This is a genomic window from Candidatus Tisiphia endosymbiont of Hybos culiciformis, from assembly GCF_964030975.1.
In the GTDB taxonomy this organism is placed as follows: domain Bacteria; phylum Pseudomonadota; class Alphaproteobacteria; order Rickettsiales; family Rickettsiaceae; genus Tisiphia.
This window is the reverse complement of the sequence record NZ_CAXIQH010000001.1, coordinates 128632-145343: the sequence shown is the minus strand read 5'-3', so window position 1 is coordinate 145343 and position 16712 is coordinate 128632. Positions and strand designations below refer to the sequence as shown.

The 16712-nt window shown below is 33.6% G+C and carries 22 protein-coding genes; 14 read left to right on the top strand and 8 right to left on the bottom strand.

The window, feature by feature from the left end; genetic code table 11:
• The first annotated feature begins 10 nt into the window (after positions 1–10).
• From ACQH2P_RS00825 to tnpB (ACQH2P_RS00800), 6 genes are all read left to right on the top strand, one after another.
• Entirely contained in the window at positions 11–1507 is a 1497-nt protein-coding gene (locus ACQH2P_RS00825; protein WP_425362633.1) for an NADH-quinone oxidoreductase subunit M, read from the top strand.
• A gap of 156 nt (positions 1508–1663) precedes the next feature.
• Complete coding sequence (locus tag ACQH2P_RS00820) at positions 1664–1924, top strand: RC1041 family protein (RefSeq protein WP_425362632.1); 261 nt, start codon at positions 1664–1666, stop codon at positions 1922–1924.
• A 320-nt stretch (positions 1925–2244) separates the two neighbouring features.
• A complete protein-coding gene (locus tag ACQH2P_RS00815) occupies positions 2245–2637 on the top strand; it encodes a helix-turn-helix domain-containing protein (protein WP_425362631.1) in 393 nt (130 codons plus the stop codon).
• Between the two features lie 5 nt (positions 2638–2642).
• Positions 2643–2804, top strand: coding sequence for a hypothetical protein (locus ACQH2P_RS00810; protein WP_425362630.1), 162 nt, complete (start codon positions 2643–2645; stop codon positions 2802–2804).
• 56 nt (positions 2805–2860) lie between these two features.
• Entirely contained in the window at positions 2861–3286 is a 426-nt protein-coding gene (locus ACQH2P_RS00805) for a hypothetical protein (RefSeq protein ID WP_425362629.1), read from the top strand.
• Positions 3274–3627 carry an IS66 family insertion sequence element accessory protein TnpB gene (gene tnpB, locus ACQH2P_RS00800; RefSeq protein WP_425362628.1) on the top strand — a complete coding sequence of 118 codons (354 nt, stop codon included), beginning with the start codon at positions 3274–3276 and terminating at the stop codon, positions 3625–3627. The genes ACQH2P_RS00805 and tnpB (ACQH2P_RS00800) overlap by 13 nt, the downstream gene beginning before the upstream one ends.
• On the opposite strand, the gene ACQH2P_RS00795 is transcribed toward tnpB (ACQH2P_RS00800), so the two are convergent.
• Positions 3624–4013 (bottom strand): IS66 family transposase, encoded by a 390-nt coding sequence (locus tag ACQH2P_RS00795; protein WP_425364071.1) that lies wholly within the window; start codon positions 4011–4013, stop codon positions 3624–3626. The genes tnpB (ACQH2P_RS00800) and ACQH2P_RS00795 overlap by 4 nt on opposite strands.
• Before the next feature lie 26 nt (positions 4014–4039).
• Entirely contained in the window at positions 4040–4279 is a 240-nt protein-coding gene (locus ACQH2P_RS00790; protein WP_425362627.1) for a transposase, read from the bottom strand.
• 54 nt (positions 4280–4333) lie between these two features.
• Between ACQH2P_RS00790 and ACQH2P_RS00785 the strand changes: the two genes are divergently transcribed.
• Positions 4334–5217 (top strand): IS630 family transposase gene (locus ACQH2P_RS00785; RefSeq protein WP_425362619.1). Its coding sequence is split into 2 segments (ribosomal slippage): positions 4334–4654 and positions 4657–5217, totalling 882 coding nucleotides; the frame shifts between segments, so codons are not numbered across the junction.
• 3 nt (positions 5218–5220) lie between these two features.
• Here ACQH2P_RS00785 and ACQH2P_RS00780 read toward each other — a convergent pair.
• From ACQH2P_RS00780 to ACQH2P_RS00770, 3 genes are read right to left on the bottom strand one after another with little or no spacing between them, the layout of a single operon-like run.
• The gene (locus tag ACQH2P_RS00780; protein WP_425362626.1) at positions 5221–5448 is read right to left on the bottom strand and encodes a hypothetical protein; all 228 of its coding nucleotides are present in this window, start codon (positions 5446–5448) and stop codon (positions 5221–5223) included.
• Positions 5449–5466: 18 nt separating this feature from the next.
• Positions 5467–5655: a hypothetical protein gene (locus tag ACQH2P_RS00775; protein WP_425362625.1), complete on the bottom strand. Its 189-nt coding sequence runs from the start codon at positions 5653–5655 to the stop codon at positions 5467–5469.
• 4 nt (positions 5656–5659) lie between these two features.
• Positions 5660–5989: a helix-turn-helix domain-containing protein gene (locus ACQH2P_RS00770; RefSeq protein WP_425362624.1), complete on the bottom strand. Its 330-nt coding sequence runs from the start codon at positions 5987–5989 to the stop codon at positions 5660–5662.
• A gap of 652 nt (positions 5990–6641) precedes the next feature.
• Between ACQH2P_RS00770 and ACQH2P_RS00765 the strand changes: the two genes are divergently transcribed.
• The 3 genes from ACQH2P_RS00765 to tnpB (ACQH2P_RS00755) are packed head-to-tail and all read left to right on the top strand — an operon-like array spanning position 6642 to position 7704.
• Positions 6642–6881 (top strand): hypothetical protein, encoded by a 240-nt coding sequence (locus ACQH2P_RS00765; RefSeq protein ID WP_425362623.1) that lies wholly within the window; start codon positions 6642–6644, stop codon positions 6879–6881.
• A gap of 56 nt (positions 6882–6937) precedes the next feature.
• On the top strand, positions 6938–7363 hold the full coding sequence (locus tag ACQH2P_RS00760; RefSeq protein WP_425362592.1) for a hypothetical protein: 426 nt from the start codon (positions 6938–6940) through the stop codon (positions 7361–7363).
• On the top strand, positions 7351–7704 hold the full coding sequence (tnpB, locus tag ACQH2P_RS00755) for an IS66 family insertion sequence element accessory protein TnpB (protein WP_425362591.1): 354 nt from the start codon (positions 7351–7353) through the stop codon (positions 7702–7704). The genes ACQH2P_RS00760 and tnpB (ACQH2P_RS00755) overlap by 13 nt, the downstream gene beginning before the upstream one ends.
• Here tnpB (ACQH2P_RS00755) and ACQH2P_RS00750 read toward each other — a convergent pair.
• Genes ACQH2P_RS00750 through ACQH2P_RS00740 form a run of 3 tightly spaced genes read right to left on the bottom strand, consistent with a single transcriptional unit; the run spans position 7701 to position 9346 of the window.
• A complete protein-coding gene (locus ACQH2P_RS00750; protein ID WP_425362622.1) occupies positions 7701–8810 on the bottom strand; it encodes an IS66 family transposase in 1110 nt (369 codons plus the stop codon). The two genes, tnpB (ACQH2P_RS00755) and ACQH2P_RS00750, sit on opposite strands and share 4 nt — an antisense overlap.
• Before the next feature lie 38 nt (positions 8811–8848).
• Entirely contained in the window at positions 8849–9082 is a 234-nt protein-coding gene (locus ACQH2P_RS00745; protein WP_425362621.1) for a hypothetical protein, read from the bottom strand.
• Positions 9083–9112: 30 nt separating this feature from the next.
• A complete protein-coding gene (locus tag ACQH2P_RS00740) occupies positions 9113–9346 on the bottom strand; it encodes a hypothetical protein (protein ID WP_425362620.1) in 234 nt (77 codons plus the stop codon).
• A 195-nt stretch (positions 9347–9541) separates the two neighbouring features.
• On the opposite strand from ACQH2P_RS00740, the gene ACQH2P_RS00735 reads away from it, so the two are divergent.
• The 4 genes from ACQH2P_RS00735 to ACQH2P_RS00720 all read left to right on the top strand — a co-directional run bounded on the left by ACQH2P_RS00735 (position 9542) and on the right by ACQH2P_RS00720 (position 16692).
• A protein-coding gene (locus ACQH2P_RS00735; RefSeq protein ID WP_425362619.1) for an IS630 family transposase occupies positions 9542–10425 on the top strand; the annotation gives its coding sequence in 2 pieces (ribosomal slippage) (positions 9542–9862 and positions 9865–10425; 882 coding nt in all).
• Between the two features lie 37 nt (positions 10426–10462).
• Positions 10463–13750 carry a tetratricopeptide repeat protein gene (locus tag ACQH2P_RS00730; RefSeq protein WP_425362618.1) on the top strand — a complete coding sequence of 1096 codons (3288 nt, stop codon included), beginning with the start codon at positions 10463–10465 and terminating at the stop codon, positions 13748–13750.
• A gap of 18 nt (positions 13751–13768) precedes the next feature.
• Complete coding sequence (locus ACQH2P_RS00725; RefSeq protein ID WP_425362617.1) at positions 13769–13891, top strand: hypothetical protein; 123 nt, start codon at positions 13769–13771, stop codon at positions 13889–13891.
• An 89-nt stretch (positions 13892–13980) separates the two neighbouring features.
• Positions 13981–16692, top strand: coding sequence for a tetratricopeptide repeat protein (locus ACQH2P_RS00720; protein WP_425362616.1), 2712 nt, complete (start codon positions 13981–13983; stop codon positions 16690–16692).
• Positions 16693–16712 lie beyond the last annotated feature (20 nt).

The following is a 16712-nucleotide window of genomic DNA, read 5'->3' as shown; positions in this document are numbered from 1 at the left end:
AGAGTTTAGAATGTCAGAGTTACCTATCTTATCAATAAGCATTTTCTTGCCTTTACTAAGTGCATTATATATCCTACTGTTTATTAAACAAAGTAGGTCGGTTAATAAACAAATTTATGCGATATATGTTGCAGTTTTAAGCTCGATATTGACACTAATATCTACTATTTATTTATTAGTTCAATTTGATAGTACATCAAAACTTTACCAATTTGTAGAACGTTATAGTTGGATTCAATCTATAGGTCTTGAGTTTCACATCGGAGTTGATGGAATCTCGATATTTTTTGTTGTTCTGACCAGCTTCCTAACCCTTATTTGTATTATAGCTAGCCTATTTACCATCAAAAAATATATCAAAGAATTCTTGTTTTGTTTTTTATTAATTGAATCTTTTTGCATTGGGGCTTTTTCTTCAATGAATTTACTATTATTTTACTTATTTTTTGAAGTAATATTAATCCCGATGTATATAATTATAGGAATTTGGGGTGGTGAAAACAGAGTTTATGCTTCCGTAAAATTCTTCCTCTATACTTTTTTTGGGTCGGTATTTTTCTTATTGTCACTCATATATATTTATAGCCAAGTTCATAGTTTTAATATGCTTGAGTTGAACGAATTATTACCTTCGTTAGCATTATCGGTACAGAAAGTTTTATGGTTGGCAATCTTTATAGCTTTGGCGGTAAAAGTTCCTATGATACCATTCCACACTTGGCTTCCTGATGCACACGTACAAGCCCCAACTGCTGGGTCTGTCATTTTGGCTGGTATATTATTAAAACTTGGAGCATATGGTTTTTTACGTATATCATTACCAATGTTTCCAAATATATCAAAAGAATTTGCATTTTATGTATTAGTGCTGAGTATATTTGCTGTAATATATGGTTCACTAGTGGCACTAGCTCAAAGAGACATGAAAAAGATGATAGCTTATTCATCGATAGCTCATATGGGCTATGTTACTGGTGGAATTTTTAGTTTGACAGAAGTGGGGATTAAGGGTGCAATATATCAAATGATTAGCCATGGTGTGGTAGCATCTGCTTTGTTTCTGATAGTTGGTAGTTTATACGACAGATTGCATACTAAAGAGATAGATCAATATGGTGGTGTGGCAAATAAAATGCCAATACTTGCCACTTTTTTCATGATTGCTATGCTTGGTTCTATAGGTTTACCAGGTACTAGCGGTTTTATAGGAGAATTCTTAAGTTTAATAGGTATTTATCAAGCTAATGTAGTGATAGCTATGATAAGTGCTGTTGGTATTATTCTTGGAGCTGTTTATATGCTAAAACTTTACAAAGAAGTAATGCTAGGACAAATTACTAATGATCAGGTTGCAAGCTTTAAAGATCTATATCTCTATGAGATAGTTGCAATTATGCCATTATGTATAGCAATAATTTACTTAGGTTTGCTGCCAAATGCAATTATCAACATACTTGATGTGTCAACCCATAGAATTTTGTTACAAGTGTTTTCTGTTGTAAAATAGTTACTCAAATTAACTTAAATTAATACTATTGTTTTGATAAATTAATAATTTCTTCATACAATGGTAAACTATCATTTTATTAATACTTGTAATGGTATGATAACTATGATAGGCTCGATGTGTAAGTTTTGTTACTCAAATATAAGGTCGCAAACTATGGAAGAAAAAGCTTTAGATACGGGCGTTACTGTTAATGAATTACCAATTGAAACAGAAGAAGAAATGGAAGCACGCTTGGATCGTGAGGAATCGTCTAGAAAACTAAAGGCAATTATATTTGTTGTCATACCGCTTTTAATCGGTTTCTTAACGTTTACTTATTTTTTTCTTAATTCAATAGAAGAAAAAAACAAACTTTTGAAACAAGAACAGTCAAAGCAACAGACTAGTCAAGATACCCAAACAAAAAACAAGTAAAATATAATTTCACCTACTTTACCGAGCAATTATTGTATGAATTTTTTACTTGTTCGAGAACTGGTACGTTATTCTCTCGGCTTCCGCAGTTTTTATTAGTTGCTCTACCAGCTAAAAGGCTGTAGAGATAAGAGGTGATACATGTTTGTGGTCAAAAATCACACCAGAATCCATAAGATTGTTACCTTATTTTGTTCAAAATTTTATGGATTTCCAAGATTTTTATAGTCTAATCACAGGACAGAGCCTGTTATAGCACTTAACATATGGATTCAAATAAGTTATAATGATAAATAATAAAAAAATTATATAATAGAAATATGGCATCCCCCTACAGTTACGATTTACGTTCTAGAGTTATAGAACATTATGAGAAATATAAGAAAGTAGCACTTACATGCGAAACCTTTAAAATTAGTCGGTCAATAATCTATGATTGGATTAGATTAAAGAAACAAACTGGAGATATAAAGTCAAAGGAGGGATACCAGAAAGGATATGGTCATAAAATCCCTGATTTATCGGAGTTGCGTCATTTAGTAGAAAAGGGTAACTCGTTAACGCTTACAGAAATAGCAAAAGAATTAGATAATGTTGCAAGTATAATGACTATCAGCCGAGCTTTAAAGAAACTCAATATTACTCGAAAAAAAAGACATATGCTTATAAAGAAAGAGATGAAGAAAAGCGACAAGATTTTCTCAGTGAATTAGAAAAAGTGCCGATAGAGAGACGTGTTTATCTTGATGAAGCTGGCATAGATGATAATGAATCATATGAATATGGATGGTCAATGAAAGGAAGTCGTTGTAATGGGAGTAAATCGGGAAAACGTAGTGAAAGAACAAGTTTTATGTATACTTGCAGCAAAACTGCATAACTCTATCTAATTTTTTTGTTAGTATAAAATTTATTTTATACATTTGGGTTCCTACTATGCAAATACCATCAATTACTGTTGAGCAAGTAGCTCAGCAATTTAAAGTCTGGCGTCAAACTAAAACTAACAAGTTTGATCCCATACCAAACCATCTAAAGGAATTAGTTCGCCAGCTACTCCATCACTATTCTTGCAAAGATATAGCCAAACATCTCAATATTAATAAAACAATAATTAGTTCAATTCAACAAGTCCATCAACCTTCCCTCAAAACTTCTCCTACCTCAACTTCAAATAAAGAACTGCAACAAGATATTAATTTCCTTCCATTTCAACTAGTAAATTCTATAGATACTGATCCTGTGGCTACTCCCAAACAAAATTACTACACTTGCCACATTATTAAACCAAATGGTACCAAGCTTATTATTCAAACACTAGAGCTAAAAACCATAATTCAAACATTTCTATGCTGCAACTAACCCCTCAGTCAGTTATTTTTGTTGCCACTATTGCCATCGACTTTCGCAAGGGTATCGATGGTTTAATAGCTGTTTGCAGACAAAAACTTTCTTCTGACCCTCTTAATGGCTCCTTGTTTTTATTCTATAATAAAAACAGAACTGCCATTAAAATTTTGTCCTTTGATGGTCAAGGATTTTGGCTATGTTCTAAACGCCTATCCAAAGGTAAATTTACGGCAAAACTTTCCCCATCTGATAATTCATCTTATCAGATTTGTTATAGAACCTTACACATTCTTATTCATAATGGTGATCCTAGTTCTGCCAAACTCTCTAATGATTGGCTTCCTGTCATTTAAGCTGCCGTCTCGATTAATTCCGTATTATTTATATATCTTGCATAGGCAAAAGGCGTATAATTCGTAGGATGCTTCTTTGCTTTGCTACTCTGCTCTTGCAGCCAATTTAAATATTTAAAGGCATTGATTTCATTCTCACTACAAGTCTTTACTATACTATACAGACCACTATGTATCTCAGCACTATTGATTGTTTTAAAGAATAATGAATTCTTCCTTTGTAAAATAATGGTACGTAGTGACCTCTCAGCCCAATTATTATCAAGACTGCTAACTGGAATTTTCAAAAATTGCGTCAAACCTTCTTTATTATTTAACCAATATTTCATAGCTTGTCCAAGCCTACTATTAGGCTCAACTTTCTTGTCGTTAAATAATTCGTCTATTTTGTTATATAGTAAAACCTATAGAATTAGGTGACAAAGAACATAGCAATAATTTCAAATAATTTGCTAGTTTCTGTTACCTTATTTTTAATCCATCGTTTCATATTTGCCCAAAACTTCTCTATGGGATTTAAGTCTGGTGAATATGGAGGTAAAAAGATAAGTTTGCAGCCAACTGATTCTATTAATTCCTTTGTCTTCTTTGATTTATGGAAACTAGCATTATCCATAACTACAACCTGTCCTGCTTTTATAGCACTTAACATATGGATTCAAATAAGTTATAATGATAAATAATAAAAAAATTATATAATAGAAATATGGCATCCCCCTACAGTTACGATTTACGTTCTAGAGTTATAGAACATTATGAGAAATATAAGAAAGTAGCACTTACATGCGAAACCTTTAAAATTAGTCGGTCAATAATCTATGATTGGATTAGATTAAAGAAACAAACTGGAGATATAAAGTCAAAGGAGGGATACCAGAAAGGATATGGTCATAAAATCCCTGATTTATCGGAGTTGCGTCATTTAGTAGAAAAGGGTAACTCGTTAACGCTTACAGAAATAGCAAAAGAATTAGATAATGTTGCAAGTATAATGACTATCAGCCGAGCTTTAAAGAAACTCAACATTACTCGAAAAAAAAGACATATGCGTATAAAGAAAGAGATGAAGGAAAGCGACAAGATTTTCTCAGTGAATTAGAAAAAGTGCCGATAGAGAGACGTGTTTATCTTGATGAAGCGGGCATAAATGATAATGAATCATATGAATATGGATGGTCAATGAAAGGAAGTCGTTGTAATGGGAGTAAATCGGGAAAACGTAGTGAAAGAACAAGTTTTATTGGTGCGTTAAATCAGAATAGTTTAATCGCATCACTAGTCTTTACTGGGAGCTGTGATAGTAAGGTATTTGAAGCTTATATAGAAAATTGCCTTGTGCCGGAGCTAAAGCCTGGACAGGTTGTCATTGCTGATAATGCAAGCTTTCATAAATCCAAAAGGGCTAAAGAATTAATTGAAAAAGCTGGCTGCAAACTAAAATTTTTACCACCTTATTCCCCTGATTTAAATCCTATTGAACATCATTGGTTTCCGATAAAAAATAACATTAGAAAATTATTAGATAAAGGTATTTCTGTATTTGAGGCAAGTTGTAGAACGTTTAAAATAATGTATGAACCTATATGTTAAGTGCTATAACTCTTTAATTAAAAACTTCTCAACCCAATTATTAAATAACTCTGTATTGCAAGTTCCATTAAAAACAAAAGGGGCTATCGATTGATTGTTTACCAAACCAGCTACTATAGTGAAACCTATTGAATTAGGTGATACAAACTTTGTGTTAACCTTGCGAAAGCAGGTATCTAGATTCCCGCCTTCGCGGGAATGACAACTTACAATCGTTATGTTCTTTATCACCTAATCCTATGAGCATAACTATATATTAGTTCTTTGATACTGCTTCCCACTCTTCTTTCCAATCAGTATTTCTCCTGTTTTCCCCCAACCTTTATCCTGGCAAATACTCATATCTATACCACTTTCATCAATATGTACTATTTGTTCTTTAGCATATTTACTGATCTCTTCTAAATATTCAGTTCGTTTCTCTGCACTCGCTTCCATATAGCTAAAGGTTTTTTTTATAACTAAATCCTAACTCTTTTAATATCCTACCAGTTTGGGACCTAGCAATCCCAAACTCTTTACCAATATCTTGTAACCTCATATTTGAATTATTTTCTACAAAATCTGCTAATTTTTGCTTATCAACTTTACTTTTAAAGCCTAATCTAGCTTTCGCCAATATCGTTCCTTCCTTTCTCTTCCTTACATTCCAACGGCTAATTGTATTTTTATGTATATCAAATATCTTGGCAGCACTTCTTTGACTGTTATCTCTTGCTACATAATTTATTACTTTTTTTCTTAAATCTTCACTATATGGACTTGTTGACATTTTCCTCTTCACTATATGGACTTTTGATATTTCCTCTTTTTTATATCATATAATTTCACCTAATTCTATAGGTTTGACTATAAATAGTAGACGGCAATATAACCCTCAATTCGGGATAAGGATAAGTCTTTAAAAAGGTGTGGGAAATAGCAATAGACCTCCTTCGAAACTCTGCTTCTGCTGGTGATTTGTACGTGATACCGGTACTCTGCTCCTCACTCGCATTAGAGTACGCTGCGGTTCGAGGCGAAGTGCCTCCTTCAAATCCCTCAGCACAAGCGAGGTTCGAAGAAGGTCTAATCCATAAAAGTAACCAAAAATGGATTGCTTCGTCGGCTTATGCCTCCATACATGACGCTGGTTATTTTTTGGCAACTTTTAAACTGCCATAATTACTTCTAAACTCGCTCTACCTTCTAACTTTCGACAGTTGTGGGTCTAATGTACTGAGGGAGGAAAAAATAAACAATCTCAAAATAATGATAATTGCTATTAGTGGAGCATAAAAATTTGCTATATTTATGGATATAAGAATCTAATTTGGAACAATATGTTACATCGAATCTAGGTTAATATAACAAGTTGTGATACACTTAGTTATAAAGATTCCATTATAAGCATATTATATTTCTAACTAAAATATGGCTATAAAATGTTTAAGAATTCTAAGCGATTAAACTTATCACAACAGCCTCTTCTGCAGGATAGCCTTGGAGGAGAGAACGCGGATTATCAGCCATCAAGAAAACGAGTTAAGCTGGAAGGGGCTAGGCTAGATAATTCATCTTATCCCATGCAAGATGTTACAGATATAACAATAACTCTAACAAAAATAAAAGAGAAAGTAGAACAGATAGTAAGTTCAAAGTATACTTGCAGCAAAACTGCATAACTCTATCTAATTTTTTTGTTAGTATAAAATTTATTTTATACATTTGGGTTCCTACTATGCAAATACCATCAATTACTGTTGAGCAAGTAGCTCAGCAATTTAAAGCCTGGCGTCAAACTAAAACTAACAAGTTTGATCCCATACCAAACCATCTAAAGGAATTAGTTCGCCAGCTACTCCATCACTATTCTTGCAAAGATATAGCCAAACATCTCAATATTAATAAAACAATAATTAGTTCAATTCAACAAGCCCATCAACCTTCCCTCAAAACTTCTCCTACCTCAACTTCAAATAAAGTTCTACAACACGATATTAATTTTCTCCCATTTCAACTAGTAAATTCTATAGATACTGATCCTGTGGCTACTCCCAAACAAAATTACTACACTTGCCACATTATTAAGCCAAATGGTACCAAGCTTATTATTCAAACACTAGAGCTAAAAACCATAATTCAAACATTTCTATGCTGCAACTAACCCCTCAGTCAGTTATTTTTGTTGCCACTATTGCCATCGACTTTCGTAAGGGTATCGATGGTTTAATAGCTGTTTGCAGACAAAAACTTTCTTCCAACCCTCTTAATGGTTCCTTGTTTTTATTCTATAATAAAAACAGAACTGCCATTAAAATTTTGTCCTTTGACGGTCAAGGCTTTTGGTTATGCTCTAAACGCCTATCCAAAGGTAAATTTACGGCAAAACTTTCCCCATCTGATAATTCATCTTATCAGATTTGTTATAGAACCTTACACATTCTTATTCATAATGGCGATCCTAGTTCTGCCAAACTCTCCAATGATTGGCTTCCTGTCATTTAAGCTGCCGTCTCGATTAATTCCGTATTATTTATATATCTTGCATAGGCAAAAGGCGTATAATCCTCAGGATGCTTCTTTGCTTTGCTACTCTGCTCTTGCAGCCAATTTAAATATTTAAAGGCATTGATTTCATTCTCACTACAAGTCTTTACTATACTATACAGACCACTATGTATCTCAGCACTATTGATTGTTTTAAAGAATAATGAATTCTTCCTTTGTAAAATAATGGTACGTAGTGACCTCTCAGCCCAATTATTATCAAGACTGCTAACTGGAATTTTCAAAAATTGCGTCAAACCTTCTTTATTATTTAACCAATATTTCATAGCTTGCCCAAACCTACTATTAGGCTCAACTTTCTTGTCGTTAAATAATTCATCTATTTTGTTATATATATTTTCTATATATTTACTGCTATGTTCCTGATGGTACTTCAGCTTCTCCTCAAGGCTCATCTCTTTACATTGATGTTCATTATGGTAAATCCCAGCAGTCTGTTTGAGAAAATATCCGCATTCTTCAGGGTAATATGGTTCATTCTCTGTAAATTTTCTCTGCCCATGTGACAAACAATTGATCATCACTATTATTGCCAGTAATTCTTTATCTGCTTCTGATAATACCGGGTTATTATTGTTACTTGCATCAGTCATTAAATGAATAGAATCAGTTCTATTCTTACGATTCTTTAGTATGTTACCAATATTCTCCCCGCCATGCTTATTACCGGTAAAATATAAAACTATCACCTCATTATTGGCAGTCTTAGCACATATAGTAGTGGTATAACAGCTGCGTCCTTTCTTATTTTGAGCTCGTAATTTTTTATTGGCTACAGTAATTTCTAAAATTCTAGCTCTAGTATCATCAAGGTTCAGTGAACTACATTCGGCAGCCATTTCTAATAATACCCTGTAAATTTCAGCTCCACCATCTTCTTGCCAAACATCTAAATATTGTTGCCACAGAGTGCTATATGATACAGGAACCCCGCTTAAACTTTGCAACCTAGATAAACGATAGAAGGGAGTACCGTAGGTCTTTTGTAACACTATTGCACTTTTGCTACTATTTGTCCATTTGTTGATATTCTTATTGTTCATAACTGTATAATCGCAAGCATTACAGCGTAACGTTTTCTTTACATATCTGTTGACTGTAATTGGAGCATTACCTGTAAATTGTAGCAATTTTCTAGCTTCACTATTATAGAGTTTACCATTATCACAGTGAGGACAGCTATCACCACTACAAAAATTCTCAGGAGATAAATAGCTGGTATTCGCATCCTGATAATCATCAAATCCATATTTACCTTGCCAATTACTGCGATCTCTCTTCTTGGACTCATCGTACTCTTCTTCATTACCACCATTCTTATTATCAGATTCACTCGGTGGTTCTTTTAATGAATCTGAACTATCTTTTTTATGTTATCTGCCTTAAAACCAATCATCATCTCCTTAAGCTTATTTATACTGATGTTTGATGATGCTAGCTTGTCTATTAGTTCGTTACAAAATTTCACAAGTTCTATCACCGCTTGCTGATCATCTCCTGTTAATGAATTTGCCTTAATATGCTGGATTAGTTCTTCTCGTTCCTCAGCACTTAAGGTCGCTACTTTTGGCTTTTTCATTTTGATTCATTCATTACGTTTAATAATTGAAATGTTATAGTATAACTGATAGTTTTTCAACTAGTTTTTTTATTAATCGGTGATACTTGCATAGTAGGAACCCAAATTTATAAAATAAATTCATACTATAGCACTTAACATATGGATTCAAATAAGTTATAATGATAAATAATAAAAAAATTATATAATAGAAATATGGCATCCCCCTACAGTTACGATTTACGTTCTAGAGTTATAGAACATTATGAGAAATATAAGAAAGTAGCACTTACATGCGAAACCTTTAAAATTAGTCGGTCAATAATCTATGATTGGATTAGATTAAAGAAACAAACTGGAGATATAAAGTCAAAGGAGGGATACCAGAAAGGATATGGTCATAAAATCCCTGATTTATCGGAGTTGCGTCATTTAGTAGAAAAGGGTAACTCGTTAACGCTTACAGAAATAGCAAAAGAATTAGATAATGTTGCAAGTATAATGACTATCAGCCGAGCTTTAAAGAAACTCAACATTACTCGAAAAAAAAGACATATGCGTATAAAGAAAGAGATGAAGGAAAGCGACAAGATTTTCTCAGTGAATTAGAAAAAGTGCCGATAGAGAGACGTGTTTATCTTGATGAAGCGGGCATAAATGATAATGAATCATATGAATATGGATGGTCAATGAAAGGAAGTCGTTGTAATGGGAGTAAATCGGGAAAACGTAGTGAAAGAACAAGTTTTATTGGTGCGTTAAATCAGAATAGTTTAATCGCATCACTAGTCTTTACTGGGAGCTGTGATAGTAAGGTATTTGAAGCTTATATAGAAAATTGCCTTGTGCCGGAGCTAAAGCCTGGACAGGTTGTCATTGCTGATAATGCAAGCTTTCATAAATCCAAAAGGGCTAAAGAATTAATTGAAAAAGCTGGCTGCAAACTAAAATTTTTACCACCTTATTCCCCTGATTTAAATCCTATTGAACATCATTGGTTTCCGATAAAAAATAACATTAGAAAATTATTAGATAAAGGTATTTCTGTATTTGAGGCAAGTTGTAGAACGTTTAAAATAATGTATGAACCTATATGTTAAGTGCTATACCAAAAAAATTTAATAGAGTTATGCAGTTTTGCTGCAAGTATACAGTTCAAAAGAGATAAGTGACACAGGTAAAATTACTCAACTAAGAGAAATAGAGGCAGCCCACTATAAACCTTTAATTCAGCAACTAGCTTATAAGAAGACTCAAGAAGAGCTAAAGGATTTAGCAATAATATTGAAAGATATAGGATATTTAACCACAAAGTTAGGAGAATTAAGTGAAGAGCTTAAATATTACACAGATGCTGCAGTATTCTACCAATATGTCATTGCTATACTAGACGAGAAGCTAAGTGTTCAGAATAAAAATGAATTTACCAAACAAGAAATGGTATATCCATATAAGCAATTAACTGACATACAAGAGTTGATATTCTCAGCAATTGGTGGAGACAAAAATAAAATGCCGGTTGTTAGAGAGGAAGCTACGAGCAATAAACTTCCATTATCCAAGTTGCGACTCAGAGCTGATCTAGATATGGAAATGATAGAAAAAAATTATCGACAACAGGTAAATGCTGATAACCAAGAAGAGAAACAAAAATATCAAGAATTATACGTAAAGACTGCAAGAGAGTTGTTTGAAGACACTGCTAATATAATGCAAAAGTTTTTGGCTCAATTATATAGTGATAGTGAAAAAGAACTAACTATATCACCACCTTGTAAATATGCAGTGATAGGGCTTGGTTCGATGGCATTAAAGCAAATGACGCCATATTCAGATTTGGAATTTGCAATTCTTACGGAGAATGAAGATTACAAACAAAATGACGATCCAAAGATACGGGCATATTTTAAGAACCTAAGCCACTTGGTAAACTTTAAGATGATCAATCTAGGGGAAACAATAATTCCCACCAGTAAGTATGGTTTAGATATGAGTCACATAGTACATAGAGCAGTTAACTTTGATCTTGGAGGGAAAACACCACTTGGCAGAATAGAAAATGATAAACCATATGAGTTAATAAAAACAATAGATGGGATGCTGTATTATGTGCGTAATAAAGGAGAAAAAACCAGTCATATAGATAAGAACTTACCACATATACTAGAGAAGGTTTGCTATGTGCATGGTGATGAGCAACTTTTTAAGAGCTATCAAGAGAAAGTTATAGAGTTTTTGCACAGTAAAAATGAAGACGATCTACAAGGTAGATTAAACTGCGAAATAAGAGCCATTAAGCTACTAAAAGAGGGGGCGGTAGAAATTAACTACCTTAAACACACACCAAATCTAAAACCTACAAAAGGTAACCTAGACGAATTACAACCTAACTTATTTGGTGATGCAGGTAAATTATTTGACGTTAAGCAAGAGATATACCGATTACCTGATCGTATGGTATACAATCTTGGTCTATATTATGGTATTGAAGGAGATAGTGCTTGGGATATAATCGATAAATTAGAGAATCAAGGAATAATCACTTCAGAGGCGACAATAAACTTAAAAAATGCAATAACTTTTGCAACTACCCTCAGATTAAAGACCTATCTGCACCATAAAGCACAAACAGAAGATATGTCGATATTTACTAAACCAGCTGAAACTGAATCTGAACTCGAACCACAAACTATACAGATGTTTCATTTATCTAAGGAAGATTTAGGAGAACAAGGTAGATTGTTCCAATATTTTTATACCGCACTGCCGCTGCATGAAAAACTGAAAAATTTTTGTGAACAATATCAAATATTAAGTAATGAAGACAAGCAAACCTTTTTTCGGGGCAATAAGTTTTATACAGATGATTCCATAAATAAAGGACTTATCCATTATAGATTAGCTCAATATAAAGATGCACGGAACAATTTCGAGATAACCTTAGCTAATCCAGATAATCGAGATAATTTGCAAGTAAGATTGATGTTAGGCATTATATATAGCAACTTTGGTAATGGAGATAAAGCTATTGAGCAATTTCAGTATTGTTTGTCTGTTTCTAAATGTGTCTACAAAACGGAGATTCATTTCGTTGTTGCCATGTGTTTAAATAATATAGGACTAGCATATCATACTAAAGGACAATATGAACAAGCTATTAAGTATCTTGAGGATAGTTTAAAGCTAAAAGAACTTATCAACAAAGGTGAGCCTAATAAAGATGTTGCTTATTCTCTAGGTAACCTAGGTGTAGTTTATAGCCGTAAAGGTCAACTTGATAAGGCGGTAGAGTATCTTACTAAAAGTTTTGATATAATGCAATATCTCAATAAAGGCAAACTTCATCCAGATATTGCATATTCGCTAAGTATCTTAGGCTTAGTTTATATTCATAAAGGGCAGCATGATAAGGCTATAGAGTGTTTCACTAAAAGTTGTAATATGAAACAGCTCCTTTATCAAAATGAACCTCATCCAGATATTGCAGTTTCACTAAATAACCTAGCTGTAATATATGAACTCAAAGGAAATTATGGTCATGCTATATATTGCTATACTGAAAGCCTAAAAATTTTGAAACGATTATATGAAATATCTCACCCAGATATTGCTACTTTACTAAATAACCTAGCTGTAGTTTATAAGCATAAAGGACAATATGATGAAGCCATAGAGTATATTGCTAAAAGTGTTAATATGAGACAACAGCTCTATAAAGACGAGTTCCATCCATATGTTGTTGGCTCTTTCAATAATCTATGGAATATTTATAATACTAAAGCACAACATGAGCAGCCTGTAAAATATTACACTATAGCCCTAGAGATGATGCAGACAGCTGTTGAAGATTCTCTGAATAATCTAGGGATAGTGCATAACCATACAGAGTGCGATGATCAAGTTACAAGGTATTATACTAAAGCTTTGAAGATTATGGAACTCACCTACGAAGCATCTCATCCAGATATTGCTGCTTCGTTACATAACCTATGGCACGTTTATTGGTATAAGGGGCAACATGAATTGACTATAGAGTATCCTGCTAACAGTTTGAAGATAATGGAACTCATCTATAACGAACCTAATCCAGATGTTGTTGCTTCGCTAAATAGCCTATGTAATGTTTATAGGGGTAAAAATCAATATGAGCAGGGTATAGAATATTACACTAGAAGTTTAGAATTGATGGCACGTCTCTATAAAGGTAAAGTTCATCCGAATATTATCTTTTGTTGGAATAAGCTAGCTTTATATTATTCCAAACTTGGAGATACACAGAAAGAACTTAACTGTTTAGAGCAAGCATCGAAGATGGTAAAAGTTCTATTTAGGCAAGATAACTCGGATATTCAATATGTGGATGAGTCTAGTAATAATACGGCTATGCTTGGTAATTATCCTGAATTTTCTGAAGAAATATTATAGTTATGCTCATAGGATTAGGTGATAAAGAACATAACGATTGTAAGTTGTCATTCCCGCGAAGGCGGGAATCTAGATACCTGCTTTCGCAGGTATGACACAAAGTTTGTATCACCTAATTCAATAAGTTTCACTATAAGTTAAGAGTCGAGTCTGTCCAAAAATGACCTATTTTAGAAATTTACACTTTGACTCTAATGAGCTGATAACAAAACAAATTAAAGAAGAATAGTATGCCCCAAAGAAATGATAAAGTATCTTGGATTAATGAGTATCGGAAAAATAACTTTGATGTACCTAAGAAATATATCTCACCTCCTAAGGTAAAGGTTATTAACCCTGCTAATCTAGCTAATTTGGATTTTAGCAAGTTGAATGTACCCTCTTGGATGATACCTTTGATTATTATGGGAATTGGTATCTCACTTGCGAACTCTGTTGATTCTACAGCTATTGGAAATAATACAGATACTCAGAATGATACGGTAACAGACAACAATGCTGATACAAATGTTACAAGCACAGCCCCAAAAATAGCATGGGTTCAGCAAAATTCATCTTCTTTCCAAAATTCTACATTGGTCGATCATACCAAAAGAGTAGTGGTAGATATTGAAAGTGCAGATTTTTACTTTAAAAGGGGGCTTAACTTAAGAGACCAAGGTAATAATGCAGAGGCGATAATAGCCTACAATAGAGCTATAAAGTTTAATCCTAACAATGTTGCGGATATATACTTTCAGAAGGGAAATAGTTTAAGATATCAAAATAAGCATGTAGAGGCAATAGAAGCCTACGATAAAGCTATAAGCTTGTACCCTAACAATGCAGATTTCTATTACTACAAGGGGGATGGCTTAAGATACAAAGGTAAGTATGAAGAAGCAACAGAAGCTTACAATAAAGCTATAAGCTTGAATCCTAACAATCCGTATTCCCACTATTATAAGGGAAATAGTTTAGGATACCAAAATAAGCATGCAGAGGCAATAGAAGCCTACAATAAAGCTATAAGCTTGGATACTAACAATGCGTATTTCTACTTTTATAAGGGAGCTAGCTTAAAAGAACAAGGTAAACGTGTAGAAGCAATAGTAGTCATCAATAAAGCTATAAGTTTAAATCCAAGCAATGCAGATTTTTACTTTCATAAGGGAACTATTTTAAGAGGGCAAAGTAAGCAAGCAGAAGCGATAATAGCCTTCAATAAAGCTATAAGCTTGAATCCGTATCAGGCAGATTTTTACTTTCACAAGGGACGTAGCTTAGCGTTCCTACACAACTATGAAGAGGAGGTTCTAATCTACGATAAAGCTATAAATTTGAAACCAAACAAGGTAATTTACTACAATTATAAGGCATATAGCTTAGCACTGCAAAGCAGATATGAAGAGTCACTGGAAGCCTACGATGAAGCTATAAGAGTTACTTCTCCCGACGACAACATCAGGCGTGTTACCTACGCTATTTCTAAAGCAGCTGTCTTCGAACTACAAGGTAAGTATGAAGATGCAATAATAGCCCTCAATGAAGCTATAAGCTTGAGACAGAACGATATAGATTGCTACACTAAAAAGGCAGATATCTTAAGCAAACAAGGTAAGACAGAGGCAATGACCGTCTACGAGCAAGCAATAAGAATCATCGACAATGCTATAAACTTGTATCCGAATGATGTAAATTGCTACACTAGAAAGGCGGGTATCTTAAGTAAACAAGGTAAATATCCAGAGGCAATAACAACCATCAATAAGGCTATAAGATTGTATCCGAACGATACAGATTATTACCTTCAAAAGGCACTTATTTTAAAAAAACAAGCTAAATATCCAGAAGCAATAATGGCTCTCAATGTGGCTATAAGCTTGAGAGCCAGTCATGTAGACTGCTACGTTGAGAAGGCAGATATCCTAAACAAACAAGGTAAGTATCCACAGGCAATGACAGTCTACGAGCAAGCAATAAGAATCATTGATAATAGTATAAGATTGGATGCGAACTATGAACACTATTATAAAAAGGCGCTTATTTTAAGCAAACAAGGTGAGAATACAGAGGCAATAACAATTTACGATCAAGCTATAAAATTGAATCCGTACAAAGCGGACTTATACTTTCAAAAGAGTGTTGTCTTAGGAAAACAAGGTAACCATTATGCAGCAATAGTATCCATCGAGAGAGCTATAATTTTAAAGCCTGCTGAAGCAAATTTCTACTATTATAAAGGAATTATCTTAGAAATGCAGGGTAAGCATTATAAAGCAATGGCAGCCCTCAATAAAGCTACAAGCTTGAATTCAAACGAAGCGGATTTCTACTGTTGTAAGGGGGATATCTTAAGATATCAAGGTAATAATGATAAGGCAATAGAAGCCTACAATCAAGCTATAAACTTGAATCCGAACAATGATGAGTTCTACTCTCACAAGGCAATTAGTTTAAGAATGCAAGGTAATAATGCAGATGCAATAACAGCTATCAATCAAGCTATAAACTTGAATCCAGACAATATGGGCTTCTATTTTCAAAAGTGGCTTATCTTAAAATACCAAGGCAAAAATGAAGAGGCGAAAGTAGCTTACGATAGAGCTATATTCCTGAAAGGTAATAGTGCCGAAGCAATAACAGCTATTGAGCGGGCTATAAGCTTGAACCCAAATGAGGCAGATTTATACTTTCAAAAGGGGCTTATCTTAGAACACCAAGGTAATAATAAGGCAATATTAGCCTATGATAAGGCTATAAACTTAAATCAGGAGGCGGGTTTTTACTTTAAAAAGGGTATCGTCTTAAAAAACCAAGGTAATAATGCCAAGGCGATAATAGCCTACGATGAAGCTATAAACCTAAAGTCAGGTTTTGCGGATGCTCACTATAACAGGGACGATGCCTTAAAAGATATTAATTATACGGAAGAAAATGTACCACTAGCGGGAGAGTTGTAATTTAGAACTAGTGCTACAGT

Excerpts from the sequence above, each read along its gene's own strand:
- ACQH2P_RS00825 (WP_425362633.1), top strand. The coding sequence starts at position 11 with ATGTCAGAGTTACCTATCTTATCAATAAGCATTTTCTTGCCTTTACTA.
- ACQH2P_RS00820 (WP_425362632.1), top strand. The coding sequence starts at position 1,664 with ATGGAAGAAAAAGCTTTAGATACGGGCGTTACTGTTAATGAATTACCA.
- ACQH2P_RS00815 (WP_425362631.1), top strand. The coding sequence starts at position 2,245 with ATGGCATCCCCCTACAGTTACGATTTACGTTCTAGAGTTATAGAACAT.
- ACQH2P_RS00805 (WP_425362629.1), top strand. The coding sequence starts at position 2,861 with ATGCAAATACCATCAATTACTGTTGAGCAAGTAGCTCAGCAATTTAAA.
- tnpB (WP_425362628.1), top strand. The coding sequence starts at position 3,274 with ATGCTGCAACTAACCCCTCAGTCAGTTATTTTTGTTGCCACTATTGCC.
- ACQH2P_RS00790 (WP_425362627.1), bottom strand. The coding sequence starts at position 4,279 with ATGTTAAGTGCTATAAAAGCAGGACAGGTTGTAGTTATGGATAATGCT.
- ACQH2P_RS00775 (WP_425362625.1), bottom strand. The coding sequence starts at position 5,655 with ATGGAAGCGAGTGCAGAGAAACGAACTGAATATTTAGAAGAGATCAGT.
- ACQH2P_RS00770 (WP_425362624.1), bottom strand. The coding sequence starts at position 5,989 with ATGTCAACAAGTCCATATAGTGAAGATTTAAGAAAAAAAGTAATAAAT.
- ACQH2P_RS00765 (WP_425362623.1), top strand. The coding sequence starts at position 6,642 with ATGTTTAAGAATTCTAAGCGATTAAACTTATCACAACAGCCTCTTCTG.
- ACQH2P_RS00760 (WP_425362592.1), top strand. The coding sequence starts at position 6,938 with ATGCAAATACCATCAATTACTGTTGAGCAAGTAGCTCAGCAATTTAAA.
- tnpB (WP_425362591.1), top strand. The coding sequence starts at position 7,351 with ATGCTGCAACTAACCCCTCAGTCAGTTATTTTTGTTGCCACTATTGCC.
- ACQH2P_RS00750 (WP_425362622.1), bottom strand. The coding sequence starts at position 8,810 with ATGAACAATAAGAATATCAACAAATGGACAAATAGTAGCAAAAGTGCA.
- ACQH2P_RS00745 (WP_425362621.1), bottom strand. The coding sequence starts at position 9,082 with ATGGTGGTAATGAAGAAGAGTACGATGAGTCCAAGAAGAGAGATCGCA.
- ACQH2P_RS00740 (WP_425362620.1), bottom strand. The coding sequence starts at position 9,346 with ATGAAAAAGCCAAAAGTAGCGACCTTAAGTGCTGAGGAACGAGAAGAA.
- ACQH2P_RS00720 (WP_425362616.1), top strand. The coding sequence starts at position 13,981 with ATGCCCCAAAGAAATGATAAAGTATCTTGGATTAATGAGTATCGGAAA.